The organism is Rhizobium rhizogenes NBRC 13257 (assembly GCF_000696095.1).
GTDB classification, from domain to species: Bacteria; Pseudomonadota; Alphaproteobacteria; order Rhizobiales; family Rhizobiaceae; genus Rhizobium; species Rhizobium rhizogenes.
The window spans coordinates 267,737-292,417 of sequence record NZ_BAYX01000009.1 but is presented as its reverse complement, the minus strand read 5'-3'; the positions used below and the strand labels follow the sequence as shown (position 1 = coordinate 292,417).

Here is a 24,681-nt window from a genome sequence, read left to right as displayed (position 1 = left end):
CATGGCGGAGAAGAGCCGGTCCGAAAAATTGAAGCGCCTCGTCGCCGTGCAGCGCCATCTGGAGCGGATCGCCGAAAACGAGCTCGCCGACACCACTCGCCAGCGCGCCGAGGTTAGCGATTCGATGGAAAGGGTGATCGGTGCGATCAGCTCGGCCGATCCGGTTCACGCGGTATTTTCGATGCAATATGCTCAGCGCTATGGACGCCTGACGCTCCGGGACCAGCAGCTCCAGGGCATTCAGGAGCTGATCGAAATGAAGGTCCTGCAGGAGCGCACCAAGGCGGAGCGGCTGGAAGAGCATATGAAGGATGCCCGCGAGCTCGAAACGCGCGAGACGGACGACAATGCCGTCTACGACATCATCGATCAGCGCTTTGCGGATATTACGCCAGCCTCCAGCAAGGTTCAAAAACCATAATCATTAGGATCTTGGAGGAAATGGCGCGTCGTCGAGTCGCCCGCTTCCTCCAACCGTTCGATTCGGCATGATCCCGCTTGGAGGCTGCTTTGCGCGTCCAGGGATCAGGCGACAGTGAAAGGAAACGAGACGTGGCTATTTCGCCTCCGAGTGATTTGGTGCTGGATGTCGTCCAGGCCGCCAGTCCGACCGACGTTCAGGCCGCTCAGGAAAAGCTCGCGGCCAACAGAGCCGCCTTCGCCGCCACCAGCCTGGCGGAAAACGGCAATGGCTTCGGCTCGACCGTGGACGCGCTCAACAGCGCCGCGACCCAGGCTGGCCTCGCCAATGCCAGCACCCATACGGGGCCGACGAAAGTGCCGCAGGTCTATCGCAAGTTCGAGGCCATGGTGCTGCAGAACTTCGTGAAGAACATGCTGCCGAACAGCGAGACGCTCTACGGCAAGGGCTCCGCCGGCGAAATCTGGAAGGGCATGATGGCCGAGCAGATGGGCAATACGCTCGCAAAGAACGGCGGCGTCGGCATCGCCGAGAAAATGTATCAGGATGAGGTCTCCAAGATGCGCAATACCGGCGCCATCAACTCGGCGACCAACGAGAATGACAAGAAGATGGCGCTGAGCGCTGTCGCCGATTTTCAGCGCAAGACGCTCGCCGCGTCCGAAACTGATGGTGACGGCGATACCACCGTCACCAATCAAGACGCGTTGACATCCAAGAAAGCATGAGTTGGGGGAAGACATGGAAGTAATTTCGAACGACTACCGGATCAAGTCGGTCCTCGGACGCCTGGAAATGATCATCGACAACGAGAACAACCGGATCGGCAGCGATCCGGAATTCGATCTCAAGGTGTCGAACGCTCACAAGAGCCGCTGCCTTTACGAACTGACGATGCTGTTTCGCGATACCAATCCGGCGGAGCTTGCCGTCACCCATATCGAGCAGCTGCATGGGCTCAAGAAGAAGCTGACCTTGAACGCGCGTCGCGTTGAAGCCCATCTCGAGGCTGTCCGCGCTGTCGCGGATATCCTGAAGAATGCCGTGCAGAACGCCGATGCGGACGGCACCTATTCGCAGGAGCAATTTCGTGTCCGCGAGGCCGGATGATCAAGCTCGTCCTCACCGGCCTATGGGTTTGCGTCGTGACATTGGCTTCGGTCTATTTCTCGGTGCAGACGGCGACGGCGCCCGCGACCAGTCCTGACGACGCCAAGAAGGCACAGCAGGAATTCGTCAAGGGCGAAGCGATCAACGTGCCCGTCATCGCCAACGGCCAGGTGACAGGCTATTTTCTCACTCGCATCTCCTTCATGATGGATAAGGGTAAGGCGAGTGCGCTGCAGCCGCCGCTGGCGGCCTTGACGACCGACGAGCTTTATTCGCTGCTGGTGGGCAACAAGGCGATCGATATCGCCCATGTCGAAACCTTCAACGTCGCCGCCTTTCGCGACGAGATCAAGAAGAGCATGAACGAGCGGCTCGGCGGCGACTATGTCGGCGATGTACTGGTCGAACAGCTCGATTATCTCTCGAAGAACGAAATCGGCAACGGCGAGGGTTCCGGCAAGAGAACCGCCAAGCCCGTGAAGATCGTCCAGGGCGATTCACCATCGGACGCACCGCCGAAGCCAGCGCATTAGCTTTATTCAAGGCCATTGATTCGGTCGCTCCATTTCAGGGGCGGCTGTACTCGTCGTCCGGCCGAAACAGCATTAACGAAACCTTGCTTTTCCTCCGCAATTGCAATCGATTTCTCTAACGGAAGCTTGGGGCGGCCTTGTTATAAGCTCCCCTAGCGACTTCTGATGTCTTCAACCCGGCAGGTGGTTGAGATCTGCGTCGCAAATTTTGCCGGCGCCGGGTCCGTCGAGCGTTCGAGGCAGGAGGTCCTGGGTGAATCTGGTCGCAAATTTTGCCGTGCACGCATCGCGTCGAATGATTTTCGACCTGCCGGTCTGCGATCTCGGTTGGGAAGATACGCTCGCCTTCATCAACGAACTGGCCTCCCATCCCACCGGCCAGACCGTGATCTCCTTCGTCAATGCCCACAACATGCTGATGATGCTGCGCGACGACGACTATCGTGACGTCCTAGCGCAAAATCTGGTTCTACCCGATGGCGTTGGCCTGGATATCGCCTCGCGGATTGCCCATGGCGATCCCTTTCCCGCCAATCTGAACGGCACCGATTTCGTACCGGCGCTATTGACCTTCATGGATCGGCCGAAGCGCATCGGCCTCGTCGGCGGCCGCCGCCATGTCATCGAGAAGGCTGCGGAAAATTTCCGCAAGCACGCGCCCTGGCATGAATTCATCGTCATCGCCGACGGCTTTTTCGGCGAGGCGGGGAACGATCTGGTGACAACGGAGATCAGCCGCCGACAGATCGACGTGCTGATCGTCGGCATGGGAACGCCGCTGCAGGAAAAATGGGTTGCCGAGCATATCAAGCCACAGCATGCCCGGCTGGTGATGACGGTCGGCGCTCTGTTCGATTTCGTCTCCGGCACCGTGCCGCGCGCGCCCGCTCTGGTGCGCGCCACGCGCTTCGAATGGGCCTATCGTCTGGCACAGGAGCCGGGCCGGCTGTGGCGGCGCTACATGCTCGGCGTGCCGCTCTTCCTCTATCAGGTCGTCCGGCATCAGTTCGGCCGCAAGCAGCGCATCCGGCGAGCCGGCTGATCCGCTTTCGGGTGGCTGTTAACCTTTTCTTCGCTATGAAGATTTAGAATGGGTTAACCATCTGCATCGGTTGCTGACCGTGCGCGCGAGATAACCCGCCATGTTCGAAAACAAGGCCAGGACCAGACCTCATCCTGTCGAGACGGAAGCCCTGGAGGCTTCCGGCGGAGCGGTCCGTCATGCCTATTTCGACCGTGGCGAGGATGGCTATCTGATTGCCGCCAATCTCCAGCCCGCCGATCGCCATGCGATGAGCGATGCGCAGCTGCTGACGATCATCCAGAAGATGCTGGATGGCGACCCCTATCCGGTCTCCGGGCAGGCCAAATTCCTGGCTGTGGAAGCCGAACAGCCGCAGCCGTTGCCCGACCGCATTCGCGATATCCTGAGAAACCGCCCGGCCGTCGATGAAGCAATCGCGGACGGCGAGCCGGCGCCGACTGCCTATGACCCTCCTGTCGCCCTCCATGTGGATGACGCAGCGGTTCCTCTGTCTTCTCCGATGGCCATTCCGGCAGTCGCGCCAGCGCCGCAACGCCGCCGGGCATTCGGGCTCGGTTCCATCGCTTTTGTCGTCGCCGCTTCGCTGGTCGGTGCTTTCGTTCCGACGATGCTGGCCTCGCCGCCGCGCTATGCCTCGCAGGCTGTCCTGCGGGTGGAGGGGCAGGGGTTTCTGGACGTCGCCACCAAACGTATCGTCGCTCCGTCCCTGCTTTCCGATCTCGTCGCCAGATTGAAGCTGGACCGTGATCCGGAGTTTACCGGCGGCCATGCAGGTGCTTTCGGTGTTGCCATGGACTTGCTGTCCGGCAATGGCAACGCCTCCGACGCGCCGTCTCGCGCGCAGGCCACTCTTCGCAACGACATCGCCGTCACCGCCGATGCGCAGAGCGGTACCTTGCATCTCACGGTCACCACCGGCAATCCAATGAGGGCGGCCGAGATCGCCAATCGTCTGGCCGATGCGACAATCTATGATGCCATGGTTGCGCAAGGCGTGGGTCTCACCGGCAAAAGCAATACCCCCGCCGATCGGAGCCTCAAAAACCTCGAGCAGGCAAAGGCCGCGCTGGCCGATTTCAAGGCGCAATACGGCGACGACAAGATCGCGGCGGCTTTGGATCTCCAAGCACAGCGGCAGCGGCTGGATGGCGAGATCAAAGCCTCCGAAGCGGCGGTGTTGAGCGCCAAAGCCCGTGCATCAGCCGCCAGATCCGCGACCCCCGCCACTGTCATGAGTGGCGCGCTGCCGGGCGATCTGTCGTCCGCCGGTCTCGATGATCTGCGCAGCCGCTACAGCGCCGCAAAGATCGTCCTGTCTCAGCTTTCCACGCAGCTCGGCCCACGGCATCCCCGCTTGCTGGCGCAGCAGGCAACGGTCGATAGTCTTGCCGGCGACATCCGCAATCAATTGCAGCGTCTGGTCGCCAGCAGCGATGCGGCCCTGAAGACGGCGCTTGAGGATCAAGCAAAGCTTACCGCGCGGATGAGTGCCCTCGGTCAAAAGACCGTCGACGTCGATATGGCGCGGCTCGCCCAACTGCAGGACGATGTGGTGGCGGCACAAAGCCGCTATGATGCCGGCCTGCAAAGCGTCGATGCTACTCCACCCGAGGTCGCGCCGCCGGTCACCGTCCTTGCCCCGGCCACGGCCGCAAAGGCGCCGCTCGATGACGATCTCGCCGGCAGCCAGATCGCGGGTTTCCTGATCGGTCTCGGTGTAGCGCTTTGCCTGGTTTTCCTCAGGAAATGGGTCGGCGGGGAGCTGCTTTCGCAAGATCGCGCGGCCGGGTCGATCGCTGTGCCGGAGCTGCTTTTCGATCCCGAAGCCGCTCCGGTCTCAGACCTCCCGCAACCGCGCTTCGACGAGGTCATTCCCGTCGCCGATGATTATCCCATCGTCACCGACGAACTCACGCAGATCCAGCGGGAATTGGCGCTGCTGCGTGCGAAGGTGGAAACTTATGCCGCACACCGGCGGACCGGGCGCGGCTGATTTCTCCTTGCAATTACCGCTTTCAGATATCATAGGGCGTTCGTAGGCAAATCTGCCGGGCCGACGGCTTGTAGATTGCCGCCGAACTATATCGGGAGAGACGCGTGACGACTGTGATCGACGGCAAGCAGGTGGCGGCTTCGGTGATCGAGGCGGTGAAGACGGCAACGTCTGCTCTGGAGAGGGATGCGGGTGTGAAGGCCGGTCTTGCGGTGGTGATCGTCGGGGATGATCCGGCCAGCCACAGCTATGTGACTTCGAAGAGCAGGATGGCCAAGGAATGCGGCTTCAAGTCCATCCAGCACACGCTGCCGGCCGAGACGACGCAGGAGGAACTGGCAAGCCTCGTCCAGTCCCTGAACGAAGACCCGTCCATCCATGGCATCCTGGTACAGCTGCCTTTGCCGAAGCATCTGAACTCGGAGCCGATCATCCAGTCGATCCGGCCGGAGAAGGATGTCGACGGACTGCATGTGGTCAATGCCGGCAAGCTTGCCACCGGCGATCTGGCAACGGGATTGATCTCCTGCACCCCGGCCGGCGCCATGCTTCTGGTCCGCCGCATCCACGGCGAGGACCTGTCGGGTCTGAATGCCGTGGTCATCGGCCGCTCCAACCTGTTCGGCAAGCCGATGGCGCAATTGCTGCTGAATGCCAATGCGACGGTGACGACGGCACATTCGAGGACGAAGGATCTGGTCTCTGTATCACGAGGTGCGGATATTCTGGTGGCCGCTGTCGGCCGGCCTGAGATGGTCAAGGCGGACTGGATCAAGCCCGGCGCGACGGTCATCGATGTCGGCATCAACCGCATTGCGGCACCCGAGCGGGGCGAGGGCAAGACGCGGCTGGTGGGCGATGTCGCCTATGCGGAAGCCTCTGATGTTGCTGCTGCCATCACGCCGGTTCCGGGTGGTGTCGGGCCGATGACGATTGCCATGCTGATGGCCAATACCGTCATCGCCGCGTATCGGGCAGCCGGCAAGAGTGCGCCGAAATTCTGATTTGAACTATTCGGCCGGCGCCACGCCGGTCGAGGCGCGAACGATTAGTTCGGTCTTCCAAAGCTCCTGTTCAGGGAATGTCTCCGTATGCTTGATCCCGGCGATCAGCCGCTCGGCAATGCGTACGCCGGCAGCGCGCAGCGACGAGCGCGTGGTCGTCAGCGGCACGGTGAAATTCTCCGGTTTCAGAAGCGTCAGCACGTCGTCATGGGCAATCAGCGAGATATCCTCGCCGAGCTTCAGTTTTGCCTGGTTGATGGCGCGCACCGCGCCCAGCGCCAGCACGGTACTGGAGCAAAGAATGGCGGTCGGCCGTTTGTCGAGTTGCAGAATGCGCTCCATGATGAGCAGGCCCTGTTCATCGGTCATTGCCGTATGGCTGATACAGGCTTCGTCCAGCGCCAGACCGCGCTCGGCAAGGGCGGCGTCTACGCCGTTTTTCCGCCGGATCGCAAAATCGAGATACATGGGGCCGTTCAGTAGCGCGAAACGCCTGTGACCAAGCTGTAGCAGCAGCTTGGTGGCGTCGTAGAAGGCCGCTTCGTTATCGATGTCGAGAAAGGGATAATCCGGCTCCGAGCCGATGGACCGCCCATGTACGAGGAAGGGCATGGAGAGCGATTTCAGCATGTCGAGGCGAGGATCGTGGCCGCGCATATAGTTGACGAACAGGGCGTCGACATTGCCGCTGACGGCAAGCCGCTTCAATGCGCCGACCTCGTCGTTCGGATCGGCGGGCGTCACGACGAAATGGAAATCGTGCCGCAGCGCCTCTTCGCCAAGCCCGGTCAGGAACTCGCCGAAATGCAGGTCGGTGGGGTTGCCGGGCGCGGTCGGCATGACCAAGCCGATCGAGCCGGCCTTGCCGGTTGCCAGCCGCTGCGCTGCCTTGTTGGGCCGATAACCCGTTTCCTGAACCGCCTTGAGCACGCGCTCACGGGTCTCGCGGTTGACTTCCGGATACCCATTCAGCGCGCGGCTGACCGTGGTCTGCGACAGGCCGAGCATTTGCGATAGCTGCTTCAGATTCACTTGATTTGGCTCCTCCATCTCCCCCGCCGCGATGACGCCCAAATCCCTCCCGCCAGGCGACCGGCTTCCAAAGCGCTTTTAACTATGTAGCAAGACACGCATTTGAAACAAGACAAATAGCGAAATATTGCCATCCATTTCATGCTGCAACGCGAGATATGCTGTGCATTGCGGCCAAATACGCAAAATCGCTTGACTCCGCGTCGGCTGCAATGGGATGAGTGAGTAGCCAAAGCGCTTTGAGAAAATGAGCGCACAGCACGCGGGATGTGCTCGGCTCGTAAGATTTGTATTTGGGAGGACAACCACATGAAGAAGTTGTTTTTGATGACAGTTGCCGCTGCCGCCCTGGCGGCCGGAACGGCGATGTCGGCCGATCTGAAATTCCAGCCCGGTCAGGATGCGAAGTTCAACTGGAAGAGCTATGACGACTTCAAGTCCGCCCACGCGGATCTGAAGGGCGAGACGCTGACCATCTTCGGTCCTTGGCGTGGCGAGGATGAAGCACTCTTCACCAGCGTTCTGAATTATTTCACCGAGGCGACCGGCGCGAACGTAAAATATTCATCTTCGGAAAACTATGAGCAGCAGATCGTCATCGACACCCAGGCCGGCTCGCCGCCGAACGTCGCGATCCTGCCGCAGCCGGGTTTGCTCGCCAACCTCGCCAGCAAGGGTTATCTGGCGCCGCTCGGTGACGATCTGGCCTCCTGGGTCAAGACAAACTACGGCGCCGGCGATAGCTGGGTCGGTTATGGCACCTATAAGGGCAAGGATGGCAAGGATGCCTTCTATGCCTTCCCGTACAAGGCCGACTTGAAGTCGCTCGTCTGGTACGTGCCGGAAAACTTCGAGGAAGCCGGTTACAAGGTCCCCACCACCATGGAAGACCTGTTCAAGCTCTCCGACCAGATCGTCAAGGACGGCGGCACCCCCTGGTGCATCGGCCTCGGTTCGGGCGGCGCCACCGGCTGGCCGGCGACCGACTGGGTCGAAGACCTGATGCTGCGTACCGTATCGCCGCAGGATTATGACGGCTGGGTCGATAACAGCCTGAAGTTCAACGATCCGAAGGTGGTCAACGCCATCGACGAATTCGGCAAGTTTGCCAAGAATGCCAAATACGTGAACGGTGGTGTCGCCGCCGTCGCCTCGACCGACTTCCGCGATAGCCCGAAGGGCCTCTTCGCGGTTCCGCCGAAGTGCTATCTGCATAAGCAGGCCTCCTTCATTCCGTCCTTCTTCCCGGAGGGCACGAAGCTCGGCCAGGATGCGGACTTCTTCTACTTCCCGCCCTATGCAGCGCATCCGGAGCTCGGCAAGCCGGTTCTCGGTGCCGGCACGCTGGCGGCGATCACCAAGGACTCGAAGGCTGCGCGCGCCTTCATCCAGTTCCTGCAGACGCCGATCGCCCAGGAAGTCTGGATGGCGCAGTCCGGCTTCCTGACTCCGTATAAGGGCGTCAACACGGCCACCTACGCCAACGATACGATGAAGAAGGAAGGCGAACTGCTGACGACCGCCACGACCTTCCGCTTCGACGGTTCCGACCTGATGCCGGGCAAGATCGGTGCGGGCGCGTTCTGGACCGGCATGGTGGACTTCGTCGGCGGCAAGTCGGCGCAGGACTCGGCTGACGCGATCCAGAAGGCTTGGGACGGCATCAAGTAGTCTGACATTGCGCAAAGGCATCGCCGGTATCTCTCGGCGATGCCGATCTGCCTTGCGACGATCGGTGCCCTGGAGAGCGCCGACGATGCCGGGCGGATGGCTTCGAGCAAGCAAAAAAATCGGGAGGGAAAGATGATTTCGCAGATCCTGTCGGCGGTCGGAGCCATGATATTCGGCGTTGCCGTCTGTGCCGCGTATTTTCTGTTTTCCAACAAGTTGCTGGACCTGATTTTCCCGGCAAAAGAGGGTGACGATGTCCACCGGGTCGCAGTCAATCTGCGTCGTCGCGGACTGATCCGTCCCTGGCTTTTCCTCGGGCCGGCACTCCTGCTGCTTGCCGTCTATCTGGTCTATCCGGTGGTCGCGACCTTCATCCTGTCCTTCTATGGTCCTGACGGCAGTAAGTTCGTCGGTGCAGCCAACTATGTCTGGGCCTTCAACGACACGGAATTCCGCCAGTCGATCTTCAACAACATCCTGTGGCTTGCCGTCGTGCCGGCTGCCTGCACCTTCTTCGGCCTGGTGATCGCCGTGATGACCGACCGCATCTGGTGGGGCAACATCGCCAAGGCGGTCATCTTCATGCCGATGGCGATCTCCTTTGTCGGCGCGTCGGTCATCTGGAAATTCATCTACGAGTATCGCGGCGGCACCGACACGCAGATCGGCCTCCTGAACGCGGTCGTGCAGCTTTTCGGCGGCACGCCGGAAGTCTGGATCACCATCCCCTTCTGGAACAATTTCTTCCTGATGGTCATGCTGATCTGGATCCAGACCGGCTTTGCCATGGTCATTCTGTCGGCGGCGTTGCGCGGCATTTCCGAGGAAACCATCGAAGCGGCCGTCATCGATGGCGCCAATGGCTGGCAGATCTTCTGGAAGATCATGGTGCCGCAGGTCTGGGGCACGATCGCCACCGTCTGGACCACGATCACCATCCTCGTCCTCAAGGTGTTCGACATCGTGCTGACCATGACCAACGGCCAGTGGAACACGATGGTTCTGGCAAATCTGATGTTCAACTGGATGTTCCGCGGCGGCGGCGATTCCGGCCGCAGTGCCGTGATCGCGCTTGTCATTATGGCGGCGGTGACGCCGATTATGATCTGGAACATCCGTCGTGCGAACGCCGAAACGAAGGGGCGCTGACATGATTGGAAACCTCGGCCGCATCGGCCCCGCCCGCCTCTTCGTTCACTTCTGTGTTCTGGTCATCGTCCTTCTCTGGCTGCTGCCGACGCTCGGCATCTTCGTCACCGCGCTCCGCGACAAGGACCAGATCGTCGTCTCCGGCTGGTGGACGGGTTTCTCTGGCTCATCGCAGACGGCGGCCGTGCGCCTGGCCGGCCCCGACAAGGCGGTGCAGGATGGCCCCAATTACGTCATCGCCGGTACGGTTGCCGGCGAAGGCAATAGCGGTAACGGCAGGATCGAAGCCTTCGGTATGCGCGTACAGGAACCGGCGGCTTACAAGGTCGGCTCGGCCGCCGACCTCGGCAATGGCGAGACGCTCATCGTCAATGCCGACGGCAGCTACCGCTACCAGAAGAACGGGGCTTTCGAGGCGGATGCGCGCGCCAAGCGCATCTATCTGACCATCGCCACACCGCCGCAATTCACCCTGGAGAATTATCGCAACGTTCTGACGGGCGAGGGCGTCGGCCAGTCCTTCATCAATTCGCTGACGGTTACCATTCCGGCGACGGTTATCCCGATCCTGATCGCGGCTTTCGCGGCCTATGCGCTCGCCTGGATGGAGTTTCCCGGCCGCGCGCTGCTGATCGCACTTGTGGTCGGCCTCATCGTCGTGCCGTTGCAGATGTCGCTGATCCCGTTGCTGCGCATCTATAACGAGATCGGCCAGATGTTCGGCGTGCCGTCGAAGACCTATCCCGGCATCTGGATGGCGCATACGGCCTTCGGTCTGCCGCTCGCCATCTATCTTCTGCGCAATTATATCGCCGGCCTGCCGAAGGAGATCATCGAATCCGCCCGCGTCGACGGCGCCAGCGACTTCGACATCTTCGTCAAGATCATCCTGCCGCTATCCTTCCCGGCGCTCGCCTCCTTCGCGATCTTCCAGTTCCTCTGGGTCTGGAACGACCTTCTGATCGCCATGGTGTTCCTCGGCACCGACAAGGATCACCTGGTTCTCACTGCCGCCTTGAACGCGCTGCTCGGCTCGCGCGGCGGCAATTGGGAGATCCTGACGGCCTCGGCCTTCGTCACCATTCTGATCCCGCTCCTCGTCTTCTTCGGTCTGCAGCGCTACCTCGTGCGTGGTCTGCTCTCCGGGTCGGTGAAGGGGGGCTGATCAAAGACCTCAGCTTAAGTATTCATACAGGACCTATACAGAATGAGCATTGCCTCTCAATCGATTGCGACCGTGGACAAGGACTGGTGGCGGGGAGCCGTGATCTATCAGATCTATCCGCGCTCCTATCAGGACTCCAATGGCGACGGTATCGGCGACCTCAAGGGCATTGCCGCCCGTCTGCCGCATGTCGCGGCCCTCGGCGTCGACGCAATCTGGATTTCGCCGTTCTTCACCTCGCCGATGCGCGATTTCGGCTACGATGTTTCCGATTACGAGGATGTCGATCCGATCTTCGGCACGCTTGCCGATTTCGATGTGATGATGAGCGAGGCGCATCGTCTCGGTATCAAGGTGATGATCGACCTGGTGCTGTCGCACAGCTCCGACCGCCACCCCTGGTTCGTCGAGAGCCGTTCCAGCAAGGACAATCCCAAGGCCGACTGGTATGTCTGGACCGATGCCAAGCCGGACGGTACGCCGCCCAACAACTGGCTGTCGATCTTCGGCGGCTCGGCATGGGCGTGGGATCCGACCCGTATGCAGTACTATATGCATAACTTCCTGACTTCGCAGCCGGACATGAACCTGCATAATCCTGAAGTGCAGGATCGTCTGCTCAATGTCGTGCGCTTCTGGCTGGATCGCGGCGTCGACGGTTTCCGCCTCGACACCATCAATTTCTATTTCCACGACAGGGAACTGCGCGACAACCCGGCGCTCGAGCCGGCGCGCCGCAACGCTTCGACCGCACCGGCGGTCAATCCGTATAATTTCCAGGAGCATCTCTACGACAAGAACCGTCCGGAGAACCTGGCATTCCTGAAGCGCTTCCGCGCCGTGCTCGATGAATACCCGGCAATCGCCGCTGTCGGCGAAGTCGGCGACAGTCAGCGCGGCCTTGAGATCGTCGGCGAATATACCGCCGGCGATGATAAGATGCATATGTGCTACGCCTTCGAGTTCCTGTCGCCGGATGCGCTGTCGCCGGACCGTGTCGAAGAGGTCATGGACGATTTCGGCGCGGCTGCGCCGGACGGCTGGGCATGCTGGGCGTTCTCGAACCATGATGTGGTGCGCCATGTCAGCCGCTGGGGCAACTTGGTTGCCGACCGCGATGCCTTCGCCAAGCAATATGCGGCCCTGCTTCTGACGTTGCGCGGCTCGGTCTGCATCTATCAGGGCGAGGAACTCGGCCTGACGGAAGCCGAGCTCTCCTATCAAGATCTGCAGGATCCCTACGGTATCCAGTTCTGGCCGGAATTCAAGGGCCGTGACGGTTGCCGCACGCCGATGGTCTGGGACAGCCAGATGGCGCAGGGCGGCTTCTCGACGGTGAAGCCCTGGCTGCCGGTGCCGGTGGAACACATTCTGCGCGCCGTCAGCGTGCAGCAGGGCGACGAGAATTCGGTGCTGGAGCAGTACCGCCGTTTCCTGGCCTTCCGAAAGCAGCATCCGGCCTTTGCCAAGGGCGAGATTGCTTTCGTCGAGCCGCAGGACGACGTGCTGATCTATACGCGCCGCCATGACGACGAGACCATTCTCTGCGTCTTCAACATGAGCGCCACGGAGGCGGCCGCGGCCCTGCCCGAGGGGAACTGGCAGGCCCTGACCGGCCATGGTTTTGCAAGCAACAATTACGGCAACAAGATCGATATTCCGGCCTGGGGCGCTTATTTCGCGCGTCTGGCCTGAGTGCCTGGGAGGAGGGCAGAGATGACGGGACTGGTTCTAAAGGACATCCGTAAGTCATACGGAAGCGTGCACGTCCTGCACGGCATCGATCTGGAGATCCAGCAAGGCGAGTTCATCGTCTTCGTTGGACCCTCCGGATGCGGCAAATCCACCTTGTTGCGCATGATCGCCGGTCTGGAGAGCATCACCGCCGGCGACATGCTCATCGCGGGGCAGAAGGTCAACGAAGTGCCGCCCTCCAGGCGCGGCATCGCGATGGTCTTCCAGTCCTATGCCCTCTATCCGCATATGACGGTCTACGACAACATGGCCTTCGGCATGCGGATCGCCAAGGAAAACAAGAAGGAGATCGACCGCCGCGTTCGCGCTGCGGCGGCGAGCCTTCAGCTGACGCAATATCTCGAGCGCCTGCCCAAGGCACTTTCGGGCGGCCAGCGCCAGCGCGTTGCCATTGGCCGCGCCATCTGCCGCAACCCGAAGGTCTTCCTCTTCGACGAGCCGTTGTCGAACCTCGATGCGGCCTTGCGCGTCGCGACCCGCATCGAAATCGCCAAGCTCAGCGAATCCATGCCCGAGACCACGATGATTTACGTCACCCACGACCAGGTCGAAGCCATGACGCTTGCCGATCGCATCGTCGTGCTGTCGGCCGGCCGGGTCGAGCAGGTGGGCGCACCGCTTGAGCTTTACGAGCATCCGGCCAACCTCTTCGTCGCAAAGTTCATCGGCTCGCCGGCCATGAACATCATCCCGGCGACGATGACCGAGGCTGGCGAAAAGACGACGGTGACGCTGACGGGCGGCAAGTCGGTGACCCTCGATATCTCGACGGCGGCCTCCGAGCGCGGCAAGACCGCGAGCTTCGGCGTTCGCCCGGAAGACCTGCGGGTCGCCACCGACGAGAATTACCTCTTCGAAGGCGAGGTCTCGATCGTCGAAGCGCTCGGCGAAGTCACGCAGCTCTATATCGAGGGTCTGGTGGACGGCGAGCCGATCATCGTTAAGATCCCCGGCATCGCGGACGTCAAGCGCGGGCAAAAGATGCGCTTTGCGGCCGACCGGCAGAAGCTGCATCTCTTCGATGCCGAAGGCCATACCTACCGTAAGCAATAAGGCACCTTGCCAAGGGTGCAGCTGCGCTAGCCCGATCAAATTCATAAAATAAATGCAACTTGGGCTAGCGCTTCCAAACCTTCTGTTAAATACCCGCTGGTAGCGTGTGATCCGTAAGCTACTCTAGGGATTTACGGCAATGGCAGCTCGCGGCGCAGCGAATTCAGGCCAGCATTTTCTCAATAAGGAAGAGTCCTTCATGTACGACCGTGAGGTGCGGTACAGGATGCAGGACACGATGAACGCGGCACGGATCGAGTACACCCAAAAAGGCGTCATGAATCTGGCCTCGCGCCGTTGCGACATTATTCGCATCTCGCAGACCTGCGCGATTCTGGCGATCCTCACGCAGTTCAATCTGCCGAAGCAATTTTATCTCGACATCCCCGATGCCCGCATCAGCAAGATTGGCTGCGTGCTGATGAAGATCTTTTCCAACAATACGGTGGAGGTCCGCTTCCTGCGGCTGCTGTCGGAGAAGGAGATGAACAAGATCTTCGTCTACAGCACGCATCCGGCGCATCGCGACCGCGTGCTCGATATCCGCGCCTGATCAAAGTCAGCCAGTGGCGTCCAAGCGGTATTCGGTCGGTCAGACCGCCGTCCGGAATTTTCTGAGCGCGTCCTCAAGATAACCCATCAGTGGGTGCTGGCCATCCTCCTGAAGCCATTTGTTGACGGCAAGGCGAAGGGGGCTCACCGATATCATGGAAATCAGCCGTAGTTCGTCACGATCCATAGCTGGAAACAGCTCGCATAGGCTCTCGTAGACGGCCTGTTCAAGTCCCAGATAGTCGCTACGCGTGCGGACACGCAACGCATCGCTTTGTCGCAGCAGTCGGGCAACTGCGAGGAGCTGGGAGGTCTGGACACGTTCAATGAGCTTGCGCAGCGCCTGATGCACGATCTCAAGCGGTCGCCCGGCCGATGCGCTCTCCAAGACCGACGTCTTGAGGGCTTCTATATAGCCGCGCTGATGCGCCAGAAGAATCTCGTTCTTGCTTTTGAAATAATAAAAGAAGGTCCGCCGGGAAATGCCGGCTGCGGCCGCGATCTCGTCGAGGGTCGTCTCCTGATAGCCTTTTGCAAGAAAGGATTTCATTCCGACATCCGCGATGCGTTGAAACGTCAAGCGGCGTTTTCGCTCGCGCAGGCCTTCCGGTTTTGAGGGGGCGTCATGCATTGAAATATTTTGTCATAAGTTGTCGCGACACACAAACCTGTCGGGACTTGCTCCCGGCTTTTTGCCACTTTCATTCCAGGTGAAATAATTCGTCCGTCTCGCTCGATGGTTGCCGCAAAGTTGCCAACATTAATTTTTACACCAAGTGTAATAATTAATGTTAACTCGAGATGCCTGAAGCAGGCAAAGGAGAACCGGTACGCCATGCCAGTCAACCCGATTTCCAATTGCGATACGACAGCAGTGCATGGTCCGATCCCCTCCAGAGCACGTCGAGCGGGACTGCTCGCCGTCTGGCCGACGGTCGCGTCTCTCAGTTTTATGGTTGCCGGCTGTGCGTCGGCACCCCTGGACCGCGCGGGTTCCCTGCGATCCTATGATGGACTGAAACAATCGGACGGGATGGTAACCCGCTCGCTTCTCAAGGTGAACAAGGATGAGATCCTTGCGGCGAAGACCGTAAAGATCATTCCGACCGCCTTTTCCATGCGGGCTGAAAGCGCTGCTTTCACGCCCGCGCAGCGAAACCTCGTCACCAATGCTGTTGATAGAACGCTTTGCTCGGGATTGAGCGAGCGCTTCGTCATCGTCGGCCTGTCGGAGCCGGCGGATTTGACCGTTCGTGCCGTGGTCACGCAGGTCAAGCCGACCAACACGACGGCGGTCGGCGCGTCGAAAGTGGCGTCGGTGGCGAAAAGCGTGCTGCTGCCGGGCGTGCCCGTTCCTGTTCCCCGGATCCCGATCGGAATGGGCAGCCTGTCACTCGAGGCCGAGGCGATCGACGGTCAAGGCGCGCAGAAGGCGGTGATGATCTGGGGGCGCGGTGCGAACGCGTTTTTCGATTCGGGAACCGTCGCCAAGGAGGGGGATGCCTATAGCCTCGCCGCGAAGTTCGGCAGCGATTTTAGCAAGATGCTCGTCAAGGGCAGGACGCCGTTCGGAACGATGCCTTTTCCATCCCGGGCGAAGCTGGCAGGCCTCGTCGGGCGCGCGCCGAAATACGAGGCGTGCAAGGTGTTCGGAAAGTCGCCGGGCGTTGCCGGCTTCATCGGGGAACGGATAGGGCTTCCGCCAAAATGGACGGACAAAACTGCGCCGAACGCCTCGTAAGCATTTTACCCGCTTTCAGGCGATAGCGCCTGAAAGCGGGTAGGTTTTAGTGGTGGAACAGGACGCTGGCGCCCTGATCGGCCGGGCCGGCGGCACGGCGGAAGGGGGCGAAGAGTTCGCGGCCCATGCCGAACTCGTTCTCGGAGAGGTCGGCGACAACAGGTTGGCGTTCGGCCATGGTGGCGGCGTCGACCAGCACTTCCAACGTGCCGGCAATCGCGTCGATACGGATGATGTCACCCTCCTGGATGCGGGCGATCGGGCCGCCGTCGATGGCCTCCGGCGTGACGTGGATTGCGGCCGGAACCTTGCCCGACGCGCCAGACATGCGCCCGTCGGTCAGAAGCGCCACGCGGAAGCCGCGGTCCTGCAGCACGCCGAGGGCAGGTGTCAGCTTGTGCAGTTCCGGCATGCCGTTGGCCTTTGGCCCCTGGAAGCGGACGACGGCGACGAAATCGCGGTTCAGCTTGCCGTCCTTGAAAGCCTGCTGCATCTCCAGCTGGTCGTGGAAGATGACGGCGGGCGCTTCGATGATATGACGCTCCGGCTTGACGGCGGAGATCTTGATTACCGCCTTGCCGATATTGCCGCGCAGCATCTTCAGCCCGCCATTGCCCTGGAACGGCGCGTCGATGGTCGACAAGACCTTTGGGTCGCCGCTCTTTTCCGGTGCCGGTTCGCGAACCACGCCGCCATCGGCGCCGATCTTCACCTCGATCGAATAGGCGGAAAGCCCCTGGCCGGCGACGGTGCGGACGTCGTCGTGCAGCATTCCCTTCTTCAGGAGCTCCTTGATCAGGAAGCCCATGCCGCCGGCGGCATGGAAATGGTTCACATCGGCAAGACCGTTCGGATAGACGCGGGCGAGCAGCGGAATGATGTCCGACAGCTCTGAAATATCCTGCCAGGTGAGGGCGATGCCGGCCGCGCGCGCCATGGCGACCAGATGCATCGTGTGGTTGGTCGAGCCACCGGTTGCATGCAGGCCGACGACGCCGTTGACGATCGAGCGCTCGTCGATCATCTCGCCGGCGGGCGTGAATTCATTGCCCATGGCGGTGATGGCAAGCGCCCGCTTCGTCGCCTCGCGGGTCAGCGCTTCGCGCAGTGGCGTGCCGGGATTGACGAAGGAAGCGCCGGGCATATGGAAGCCCATAATCTCCATCAGCATCTGGTTGGAATTGGCCGTGCCGTAGAAGGTGCAGGTGCCGGGGCCGTGATAGGACTTCGATTCCGCCTCCAGCAGCTCGGCGCGGCCGACCTTGCCTTCGGCGAAGAGCTGACGCACCCGCGACTTCTCGTCGTTCGGCAGGCCCGTGGTCATCGGTCCCGCCGGAATGAAGACGGCCGGCAGATGGCCGAAGGAGAGGGCAGCAATCACAAGACCGGGCACGATCTTGTCGCAGACGCCGAGGAAGACGGCCGCGTCGAACATGTTGTGCGACAGGCCGACGCCGGCCGACATGGCGATCAGGTCGCGAGAGAACAGCGACAGCTCCATGCCCGGCTGGCCCTGGGTGACGCCGTCGCACATGGCGGGCACGCCGCCGGCGACCTGCGCGATGCCACCGGCCTGCGCCGCCGCCTCGCGGATGATCGCGGGATAGGTCTCGAAGGGCTGATGCGCCGAGAGCATGTCGTTATAGGAGGTGATGATTCCGAGATTGGGCACGCGGTCGCCCGCCAGTGCCTCCTTCTCGGAGGGGGAACAGACTGCGAAGCCGTGGGCAAGGTTGGCGCAACCGAGCACGGAGCGCTGCGCGCCCTTGGTTGCGGCGTTGCGCAGGCGCTCCAGATAGAGCTCGCGCGTTGGTTTCGAACGTTCGACGATACGTGCGGTAATCGCGGATATGCGGGCGTCAGCGGCCATGGTCGATCTGCCTCCGGCTGTTCTTGCGCTTGGTCCCGAAAGATCACCTTCGATCTTGTCTAGGGAAAGGATCAAGCGCAGGCTTGAAATGTCACTGCTATGCCGGCACGCCCTTTCGGGCGCGTGGCGCAGCAGCCGTTGCTGTGTCATTCAGGGTCCGATGACGACCGTTCGGTCGTGTCAGGGAGCCCAGTAAATCTCGACCGGAGAAGCGGCCCGGCGCAGCATGGCGCGGATCGGCATTTCGGTCTCTTCTCCCGGTGCCTCGGCCTTGGCGAGAACGTCCTTCTTGCCCTCTCCCTCGATATGGAGCACCAGCAATCGGGCATCCTGAAGGCTGGAGAAGGTGAAGGTCAGCCGTGGCTCGCCGGCCCCCTCGGCTTCCATCGTGATGATGCCGCGCGGGGTCTTCGGATCAAGGGCGGTCGCAAGATTGCTGCCGCCCGGAAAGAACGAGGCCGTGTGTCCGTCATTGCCCATGCCGAGGATGACGACATCGAAGGGATGGCCGACGCCCCTGGTTTTTTCCGTGGCGATGACGGTGGCTTCCTCAGCGGACGCCGCGGCCTGGTAGAGCGGAAGGAACTGCGCCGATGCGGCCTTGTCCTTCAGCAGGTTTTCCTGGACGAGCAGGTGGTTCGAGCGCGGATTGTCCGCCGGCACGAACCGTTCGTCGACGAGGGTGATCGTCACCTTGCCCCAGTCGAGCGGACGCGATGACAGCGCCTGGAAGAAGGCCTTCGGCGTCGAGCCGCCGGAGACCGCGATGCTTGCGGAGCCGCGGGCGCTGATGGCGGCCGAGAGAACCTCGACCACCTTGTCCGCGAGCTTGCCGGCGAGTTCGGCGCCATTGGCGAAAGCATGCATGTTCGCTGTCATCGTCACCGTCCTAGATATCGTCATGCCAGGTGCGGCCGTCGCGCTCGATCAGAGCGATGGCCTGGCTCGGACCCCAGGTGCCGGCGGTATAGCCCTGCACCTGCTGGCCGGCTTCTTCCCAACCCTTGAGGATCGGGTCGACCCAATCCCATGCGGCTTCGACTTCGTCGCGGCGCATGAACAGCGTCTGGTTCGAGCGGATAACGTCCATCAGCAGGCGTTCATAGGCGTCCGGATTGCGGACGTTGAAGGCCGAGGCGAAGCTCATGTCGAGCGAGACGTTGCGCAGGCGCATGCCGCCCGGACCCGGATCCTTGATCATCAGCGACTGCTTGACGCCTTCGTCCGGCTGCAGGCGGATGATTAGCTGGTTGGCGACGGTACGGCCGGCGGCCTGGTCGAAAATATTGTGTGGGATCGGCTTGAAGGTGATGACGATCTCCGACATGCGGCCGGCAAGACGCTTGCCGGTGCGGATGTAGAAGGGAACGCCGGCCCAGCGCCAGTTGCCGATCTCGGCCTTGATGGCGACGAAGGTTTCCGTGTTGGAAACGCCGCCTTCGAGTTCATCGAGGTAGCCCTTGACCGGACCACCCGAGGATGCGCCGGCGCGGTACTGGCCGCGAACCGTCGCCTGCTCGACATTGGAGGCGTTGATCGGCTTCAGTGCGCGCAGCACCTTCAGCTTCTCGTCGCGGACGGCTTCGGAATCCATCGAGGAGGGGATTTCCATCGCGGTCAGGCAAAGGAGCTGCAGGATGTGGTTCTGCACCATGTCGCGCAGCGCGCCGGCGGTGTCGTAATAGCCGGCACGGCCTTCGAGGCCGACCGATTCCGCAACCGTGATCTGGACGTGGTCGATGTGATTGGCGTTCCACAGCGGCTCGTAGAGGGCATTGGCGAAGCGCAGCGCCATCAGGTTCTGCACCGTCTCCTTGCCGAGATAGTGGTCGATGCGGAAGATCTGTTCTTCCTTGAAGACCTTGCCGATCGTGTCGTTGAGCTGCAGGGCCGAGGCGAGATCGCGGCCGATCGGCTTTTCAACGACGATGCGGGTCTGCTTGGTGATCAGCTTGTGGTCGTGGATCTTCTGCGAGATGTCGCCGAAAATGCCGGGAGCGACGGCGAGATAGAAGGCGCGCACGCGGTCCTTGCCTTCGTCGAGGATCTTCTTCAGCTGATCCCAGCCGGCGTCGCTGCGGGCATCGACCGGAACATAGAATAGGCGGGCGAGGAACTTCTTGACTTCCGCCTCGTCATATTCGCCCTTCTTCAGGTGTTCCTTGAGGGCGGCGTCGGCGAATTTGCGGTATTCTTCATTCGACAGCGCGCTGCGCGATGCGCCGATAATACGGGTTGGCTCGGAGAACTGGCCTTCGATCTGGCGATGATAAAGAGCGGGCAGGAGCTTGCGCTCGGCAAGGTCGCCGCTGCCGCCGAAAACGACATAGTCAAAAGGTTCAACGGGAATGATTTGGCTGCTCATGAGGTATCTCTCAATCGGTCTTGGTTGAGGCCCCTTTTAATCTAATCGATTTAAAAAGGCCAGTGTGCATCGCAAAATTCAGACTCGGTTTTTAGAGCGGATTGCCGAAAGAGGAAATCCGTTCCGTATCTAAAACCTGTCGCGCAACGCAAACCACGAGAGCGCCAGGAACAGCAGAGGCGCCCGCATGCGGGCACCGCCGGGAAACGGCGGGATGTTCAGCGCCCTGAAAAGCGCGAGATCGTCGGCGTTCCCGAGGACCGTTTTCGCATAGAGTTTACCGCAATAGTTTGACAGCATGACGCCGTGTCCGGAATAGCCGCCGATAGAGGTCACGCCGGGCATGACGTCGCGCACGAAAGGCTGGCGTGGCATGGTGATGCCGACCGACCCGCCCCAGGCATGGGTGATGTCGATCTTGTCGAGTGCGGGATAGATCTCGGCGATCTGGCGGCGGATATGCTCCGTTATGTCGCGCGGATTGTCGGCCGTGTAGGCCTCGCGGCCGCCGAACAGCAGCCGCCCGTCCTTCGATTTGCGGAAATAACGCACCACGAATCGTGAATCCGCCACCGCCTCGCCGCCGGGCAGCACATCGGGAAATTTATCCAGCGGCTCCGTCGCGCCGATGAAGGAGCGGATCGGCATGACGTGGCTTGCGGTCACCGGCTCCAGATTGCCGATATAGCCGTTGCAGGCGATCAGCACGCGATCGGTGGTGATCACACCGCCATCGGTCTCGATCAGCGTCTTGCCGCCCGATTGTCTGATCGCCTTTGCCGGCGTCATCTCAAAGAGGGAAGCGCCGGCGGCCGCAGCCACACGCGCCAAGCCGATAAGCAGCTTCAGCGGGTGGATATGGCCGGTGCCCATGTCTCTGACGCCATAGAGATAGCGCTTCGAGCCCAGCCGCTCCTGGGTCTCCGCCGTGTCCATGAAGCTGACATGCGGATAGTCGTAGCGCGTCGCGGCGATGTCCGCGTTCTCCATATAGGCGCGCTTGTAGCTCGGCTTGTGCGTGACATTCATCTGGCCCGGCATGAAGTCGATGTCGATGCCATGCTCGGTGGCGAAATCGAGCAGATGCCGCTTGGCATCCTCGGCAAGGTCGAAGAGCGCCTTCGAGCGTTCATAGCCGATCTTCTCTTCCAGCTCCTCCGGCCACCAGCGCTGGCCGGTGCCGAGCTGGCCGCCATTGCGTCCGGAGGCGCCGTCGCCGAAGCGGTTGGCGTCGATCAGCACGACATCGACACCGCCCTTGGCGAGATTATAGGCGGCCTGCAGGCCGGTATAGCCGCCGCCAATGATGGCGACGTCGGCGCGGCGCGAGCCGTCGAGCTTGGGATAGGCCGGGCGAGGCCCGACGGTTGCCTGATACCAGGAAAGCCCCGGCGCAATCGGGCTCTGCCATGCGTCCTGCGATGTCATGGGTGGTCCTCCCTCACACGTTGAGCAGAAGGAATTCCCGCTCCCAGGGACTGATCACCTGCATGAAGGTCTCGAACTCGCCGCGCTTGACGCCGGCGTAGATGTCGATGAAGTCCTTGCCGAGGACTTCATGGAAGGCCGGCTCGCCCTCCAGCAGCGCAATTGCTTCAAGAAGGCCGCGCGGCAGGTCGATCGAGCCTTCGTTGGCCGAATCCTCGGTCGGCGCCGTCGGCTCCACCTTCTTCATGATGCCGAGCAGGCCGGAGGCGAGCGAGGCGGCAAGCGCGAGATACGGATTGGCGTCGGAACTCGGCAGCCGGTTCTCGACGCGGCGGGCCTGCGGATCGGAGACCGGCACGCGGAAGGCCGTGGTGCGGTTGTCATAGCCCCAGGCATTGTTGACCGGGCAGGACATGTTCGGCGCCAGACGCCGATAGGAATTCACGTAAGGTGCCAGCATCGCCAGCGCATTCGGGACATAGCGCTGCATGCCGCCGATGAAGTGGAAGAATTCCTGCGACGGACTGCCGTCCGGATTGGTGAAGACGTTCTTGCCGGTTTCGATGTCGACCACCGACTGGTGGATATGCATCGCCGAGCCCGCCTGGCTCTGCATCGGTTTGGCCATGAAGGTGGCATAGATGCCGTGCTTCAGCGCCGCTTCGCGGATGGTGCGCTTGAACATGAAGACCTGGTCGGCAAGCTCGATCGGATCGCCATGGCGCAGGTTGATTTCAAGCTGTGCCGGACCCTCTTCATGGATCAGCGTGTCGATCTCCAGGCCCTGCTTTTCCGAGAAGTGATAGATATCGTCGATCAGCTCGTCGAATTCGTTGATGCCGGCGATCGAATAGCCCTGGCCACCGAGGATCGAACGGCCGGAGCGGCCTTTCGGCGGATGAAGCGGATAGTCCGGGTCGTCATTCTTGGCGACGAGATAGAATTCGATCTCCGGCGCCACCACTGCTTTCCAGCCGCGCTCCTTGTAGAGATTCATGATCTGCTTCAGCAGGTTGCGCGGCGTGTAGGACACCGCCTCGCCCTCGGAATTGACGATGTCGCAGATCACCTGCGCCGTCGGATCGGTTTCCCAGGGCACAACGGAGAGCGTCGAGAGATCGGGCACCAGCTTCAGGTCGCTGTCGCGCGGCTCATAGCGGAAGTTTTCGGTTTCTTCGGGATATTCGCCCGAGATCGTGTGGCGATAGATCGCCGAGGGCAAGGCAAGCGAGGTGTTGGAGGTGAATTTCGAGGTCGGCATCATCTTGCCGCGCGGAACGCCTGCAAGGTCCGGCGTGATGCATTCAATATCTTCGATGCCACGCGCCCGCAGCCACTGGGTTGCTTCCTTCCAATTTGCCACGCCGCGTGCCGATCGTAGACTGCGGGGAACTGTAGCGACTTTCGAGACCGGCTTAGAAGCTTTCAGCGGGGTCTTTTTCGAAGGCATAAAACACCGTATTTGCGTGGATCGGAGATTGCATCATAACGGCAGTTTGCCAATTGGCGAGGGGGGACCGCTCCGGCTTTCGCCATATGATGGAAAAATAGTCACGCAGCGCGATAATCGATGAAGGAATGAAACTTGGCCGGCAAATATGATGTGATCGTTCTCGGCGCGGGCGCCGCGGGCATGATGTGCGCCATTCGTGCCGGCCAACGCGGGCGCTCCGTGCTGGTGCTCGACCATGCCGCCGCACCGGGCGACAAGATCCGCATTTCCGGCGGCGGGCGCTGCAATTTCACCAACATCCATGCCGGCCCGAAGAATTTCCTCTCCGCCAATCCGCATTTCGCCAAGTCGGCTCTGGCGCGCTTCACGCCGAGGGATTTTCTCGCCATGGTCGAGAGCCATGGCATTGCCTGGCATGAAAAGACGCTCGGCCAGCTTTTCTGCGATAACAGCGCCAAGGACATCATCCGCATGCTGACCGACGAGATGCGATCGGCCGGCGCGGATTTGCGGCTGCGCACCGAAATCAATACGATCGAGCCTGTCGCTGGCGGAGGCTATCGCGTCGTGACCTCGGAAGGCACCTTCGAAGCGGCTTCGCTGGTCATCGCCACCGGTGGCAAGTCGATCCCGAAGATGGGGGCCACCGGCTTTGCCTATCGTATCGCCGAACAATTCGGCCTGCCGCTCATCGAGACGCGTCCTGGCCTGGTGCCGCTGACCCTCGATCCCCAGCTTCTCCTGCGCCTGGCGCCGCTCTCCGGTATCGCCGCGCCCGTCGAAATCCGCCATGGCAAGACGGCGTTCCGTGAAGCTCTGCTCTTTACCCATCGGGGCCTCAGCGGTCCGGCGATCCTGCAGATTTCCTCCTATTGGCGGGAAGGGGATGAGATCACGGTGGCGATCGAGCCCGATGTGGATGTTTTTGTCATGCTGAAGGCGGCGCGGCAGGCCAATGGCCGCCAATCGGCGCAGACCGCTCTGGCGGAAATCCTGCCGAAGCGGCTGGCGCAGCATTTCGCCGAGGGAGAGGGCATGTCGGGCAATATGGCCGACCAGGGCGACAAGCGGCTGCAGCAGCTTGCCGCTGCCGTCCAGGCCTGGCCGGTCAAGCCCTCAGGCTCGGAAGGCTATCGAACGGCCGAGGTCACGCTCGGCGGTATCGACACGACCTGCCTCGATTCCAAGACGATGCAGGTGAAAACCATCCCCGGCCTCTTCTTCATCGGCGAATGCGTTGATGTCACCGGCTGGCTCGGCGGCTATAATTTCCAATGGGCCTGGGCCTCCGGCCATGTTGCCGGCGAGGCGGCCTGACGTGGCCTTGCCAATGGATCCGGA

22 protein-coding genes are annotated in these 24,681 nt (G+C 61.3%); 15 read left to right on the top strand and 7 right to left on the bottom strand.

Features of this window, described 5'->3' with window-relative positions; translation table 11 throughout:
* Window position 1 precedes the first annotated feature (1 nt).
* From RRH01S_RS22165 to folD, 7 genes are all read left to right on the top strand, one after another.
* Window positions 2–421 carry a hypothetical protein gene (locus RRH01S_RS22165; protein ID WP_007700165.1) on the top strand — a complete coding sequence of 140 codons (420 nt, stop codon included), beginning with the start codon at window positions 2–4 and terminating at the stop codon, window positions 419–421.
* 131 nt (window positions 422–552) lie between these two features.
* Complete coding sequence (locus RRH01S_RS22160) at window positions 553–1,149, top strand: rod-binding protein (RefSeq protein ID WP_007700161.1); 597 nt, start codon at window positions 553–555, stop codon at window positions 1,147–1,149.
* Between the two features lie 13 nt (window positions 1,150–1,162).
* Window positions 1,163–1,531 (top strand): hypothetical protein, encoded by a 369-nt coding sequence (locus RRH01S_RS22155; RefSeq protein ID WP_007700153.1) that lies wholly within the window; start codon window positions 1,163–1,165, stop codon window positions 1,529–1,531.
* Window positions 1,528–2,064: a hypothetical protein gene (locus tag RRH01S_RS22150; RefSeq protein WP_034520291.1), complete on the top strand. Its 537-nt coding sequence runs from the start codon at window positions 1,528–1,530 to the stop codon at window positions 2,062–2,064. The genes RRH01S_RS22155 and RRH01S_RS22150 overlap by 4 nt, the downstream gene beginning before the upstream one ends.
* Before the next feature lie 253 nt (window positions 2,065–2,317).
* Window positions 2,318–3,106 (top strand): WecB/TagA/CpsF family glycosyltransferase, encoded by a 789-nt coding sequence (locus RRH01S_RS22145; RefSeq protein WP_042474235.1) that lies wholly within the window; start codon window positions 2,318–2,320, stop codon window positions 3,104–3,106.
* Between the two features lie 100 nt (window positions 3,107–3,206).
* A complete protein-coding gene (locus tag RRH01S_RS22140) occupies window positions 3,207–5,102 on the top strand; it encodes a GumC domain-containing protein (protein ID WP_042474232.1) in 1,896 nt (631 codons plus the stop codon).
* 104 nt (window positions 5,103–5,206) lie between these two features.
* On the top strand, window positions 5,207–6,106 hold the full coding sequence (gene folD / locus RRH01S_RS22135; RefSeq protein WP_042474230.1) for a bifunctional methylenetetrahydrofolate dehydrogenase/methenyltetrahydrofolate cyclohydrolase FolD: 900 nt from the start codon (window positions 5,207–5,209) through the stop codon (window positions 6,104–6,106).
* Between the two features lie 6 nt (window positions 6,107–6,112).
* Here the strand turns inward: folD and RRH01S_RS22130 are convergent, their stop codons facing one another.
* The gene (locus tag RRH01S_RS22130; protein ID WP_042474268.1) at window positions 6,113–7,138 is read right to left on the bottom strand and encodes a LacI family DNA-binding transcriptional regulator; all 1,026 of its coding nucleotides are present in this window, start codon (window positions 7,136–7,138) and stop codon (window positions 6,113–6,115) included.
* Between the two features lie 309 nt (window positions 7,139–7,447).
* Between RRH01S_RS22130 and RRH01S_RS22125 the strand changes: the two genes are divergently transcribed.
* The 6 genes from RRH01S_RS22125 (at window position 7,448) to RRH01S_RS22100 (ending at window position 14,484) form a co-directional block, all read left to right on the top strand.
* The gene (locus RRH01S_RS22125; RefSeq protein WP_007700130.1) at window positions 7,448–8,809 is read left to right on the top strand and encodes an ABC transporter substrate-binding protein; all 1,362 of its coding nucleotides are present in this window, start codon (window positions 7,448–7,450) and stop codon (window positions 8,807–8,809) included.
* 132 nt (window positions 8,810–8,941) lie between these two features.
* Window positions 8,942–9,958 carry a carbohydrate ABC transporter permease gene (locus RRH01S_RS22120; protein ID WP_007700127.1) on the top strand — a complete coding sequence of 339 codons (1,017 nt, stop codon included), beginning with the start codon at window positions 8,942–8,944 and terminating at the stop codon, window positions 9,956–9,958.
* A gap of 1 nt (window position 9,959) precedes the next feature.
* Window positions 9,960–11,123, top strand: a complete 1,164-nt coding sequence (locus RRH01S_RS22115; RefSeq protein WP_007700124.1) for a carbohydrate ABC transporter permease — start codon at window positions 9,960–9,962, stop codon at window positions 11,121–11,123.
* Window positions 11,124–11,165: 42 nt separating this feature from the next.
* The gene (bglA, locus tag RRH01S_RS22110; RefSeq protein ID WP_007700121.1) at window positions 11,166–12,818 is read left to right on the top strand and encodes a beta-galactosidase BglA; all 1,653 of its coding nucleotides are present in this window, start codon (window positions 11,166–11,168) and stop codon (window positions 12,816–12,818) included.
* A gap of 21 nt (window positions 12,819–12,839) precedes the next feature.
* Window positions 12,840–13,931, top strand: coding sequence for an ABC transporter ATP-binding protein (locus RRH01S_RS22105; RefSeq protein ID WP_042474225.1), 1,092 nt, complete (start codon window positions 12,840–12,842; stop codon window positions 13,929–13,931).
* Between the two features lie 199 nt (window positions 13,932–14,130).
* The gene (locus RRH01S_RS22100; RefSeq protein ID WP_042474266.1) at window positions 14,131–14,484 is read left to right on the top strand and encodes a hypothetical protein; all 354 of its coding nucleotides are present in this window, start codon (window positions 14,131–14,133) and stop codon (window positions 14,482–14,484) included.
* A gap of 39 nt (window positions 14,485–14,523) precedes the next feature.
* On the opposite strand, the gene RRH01S_RS22095 is transcribed toward RRH01S_RS22100, so the two are convergent.
* Complete coding sequence (locus tag RRH01S_RS22095) at window positions 14,524–15,114, bottom strand: TetR/AcrR family transcriptional regulator (protein WP_012650955.1); 591 nt, start codon at window positions 15,112–15,114, stop codon at window positions 14,524–14,526.
* Between the two features lie 204 nt (window positions 15,115–15,318).
* On the opposite strand from RRH01S_RS22095, the gene RRH01S_RS22090 reads away from it, so the two are divergent.
* Window positions 15,319–16,224: a DUF3313 domain-containing protein gene (locus tag RRH01S_RS22090; RefSeq protein WP_012650956.1), complete on the top strand. Its 906-nt coding sequence runs from the start codon at window positions 15,319–15,321 to the stop codon at window positions 16,222–16,224.
* Window positions 16,225–16,270: 46 nt separating this feature from the next.
* Here RRH01S_RS22090 and edd read toward each other — a convergent pair whose 3' ends face one another.
* The 5 genes from edd to RRH01S_RS22065 form a co-directional block, all read right to left on the bottom strand.
* Complete coding sequence (edd, locus tag RRH01S_RS22085; RefSeq protein ID WP_007700108.1) at window positions 16,271–18,094, bottom strand: phosphogluconate dehydratase; 1,824 nt, start codon at window positions 18,092–18,094, stop codon at window positions 16,271–16,273.
* A 180-nt stretch (window positions 18,095–18,274) separates the two neighbouring features.
* Window positions 18,275–18,973, bottom strand: a complete 699-nt coding sequence (gene pgl / locus RRH01S_RS22080) for a 6-phosphogluconolactonase (protein ID WP_007700106.1) — start codon at window positions 18,971–18,973, stop codon at window positions 18,275–18,277.
* A gap of 10 nt (window positions 18,974–18,983) precedes the next feature.
* Window positions 18,984–20,459, bottom strand: a complete 1,476-nt coding sequence (zwf, locus tag RRH01S_RS22075) for a glucose-6-phosphate dehydrogenase (RefSeq protein WP_007700104.1) — start codon at window positions 20,457–20,459, stop codon at window positions 18,984–18,986.
* 129 nt (window positions 20,460–20,588) lie between these two features.
* The gene (locus RRH01S_RS22070) at window positions 20,589–21,887 is read right to left on the bottom strand and encodes an NAD(P)/FAD-dependent oxidoreductase (protein ID WP_007700101.1); all 1,299 of its coding nucleotides are present in this window, start codon (window positions 21,885–21,887) and stop codon (window positions 20,589–20,591) included.
* 13 nt (window positions 21,888–21,900) lie between these two features.
* Window positions 21,901–23,337 carry a glutamine synthetase family protein gene (locus tag RRH01S_RS22065; RefSeq protein WP_007700098.1) on the bottom strand — a complete coding sequence of 479 codons (1,437 nt, stop codon included), beginning with the start codon at window positions 23,335–23,337 and terminating at the stop codon, window positions 21,901–21,903.
* 135 nt (window positions 23,338–23,472) lie between these two features.
* On the opposite strand from RRH01S_RS22065, the gene RRH01S_RS22060 reads away from it, so the two are divergent.
* Window positions 23,473–24,657, top strand: a complete 1,185-nt coding sequence (locus RRH01S_RS22060) for a BaiN/RdsA family NAD(P)/FAD-dependent oxidoreductase (RefSeq protein WP_037222205.1) — start codon at window positions 23,473–23,475, stop codon at window positions 24,655–24,657.
* Window positions 24,658–24,681: the final 24 nt, after the last annotated feature.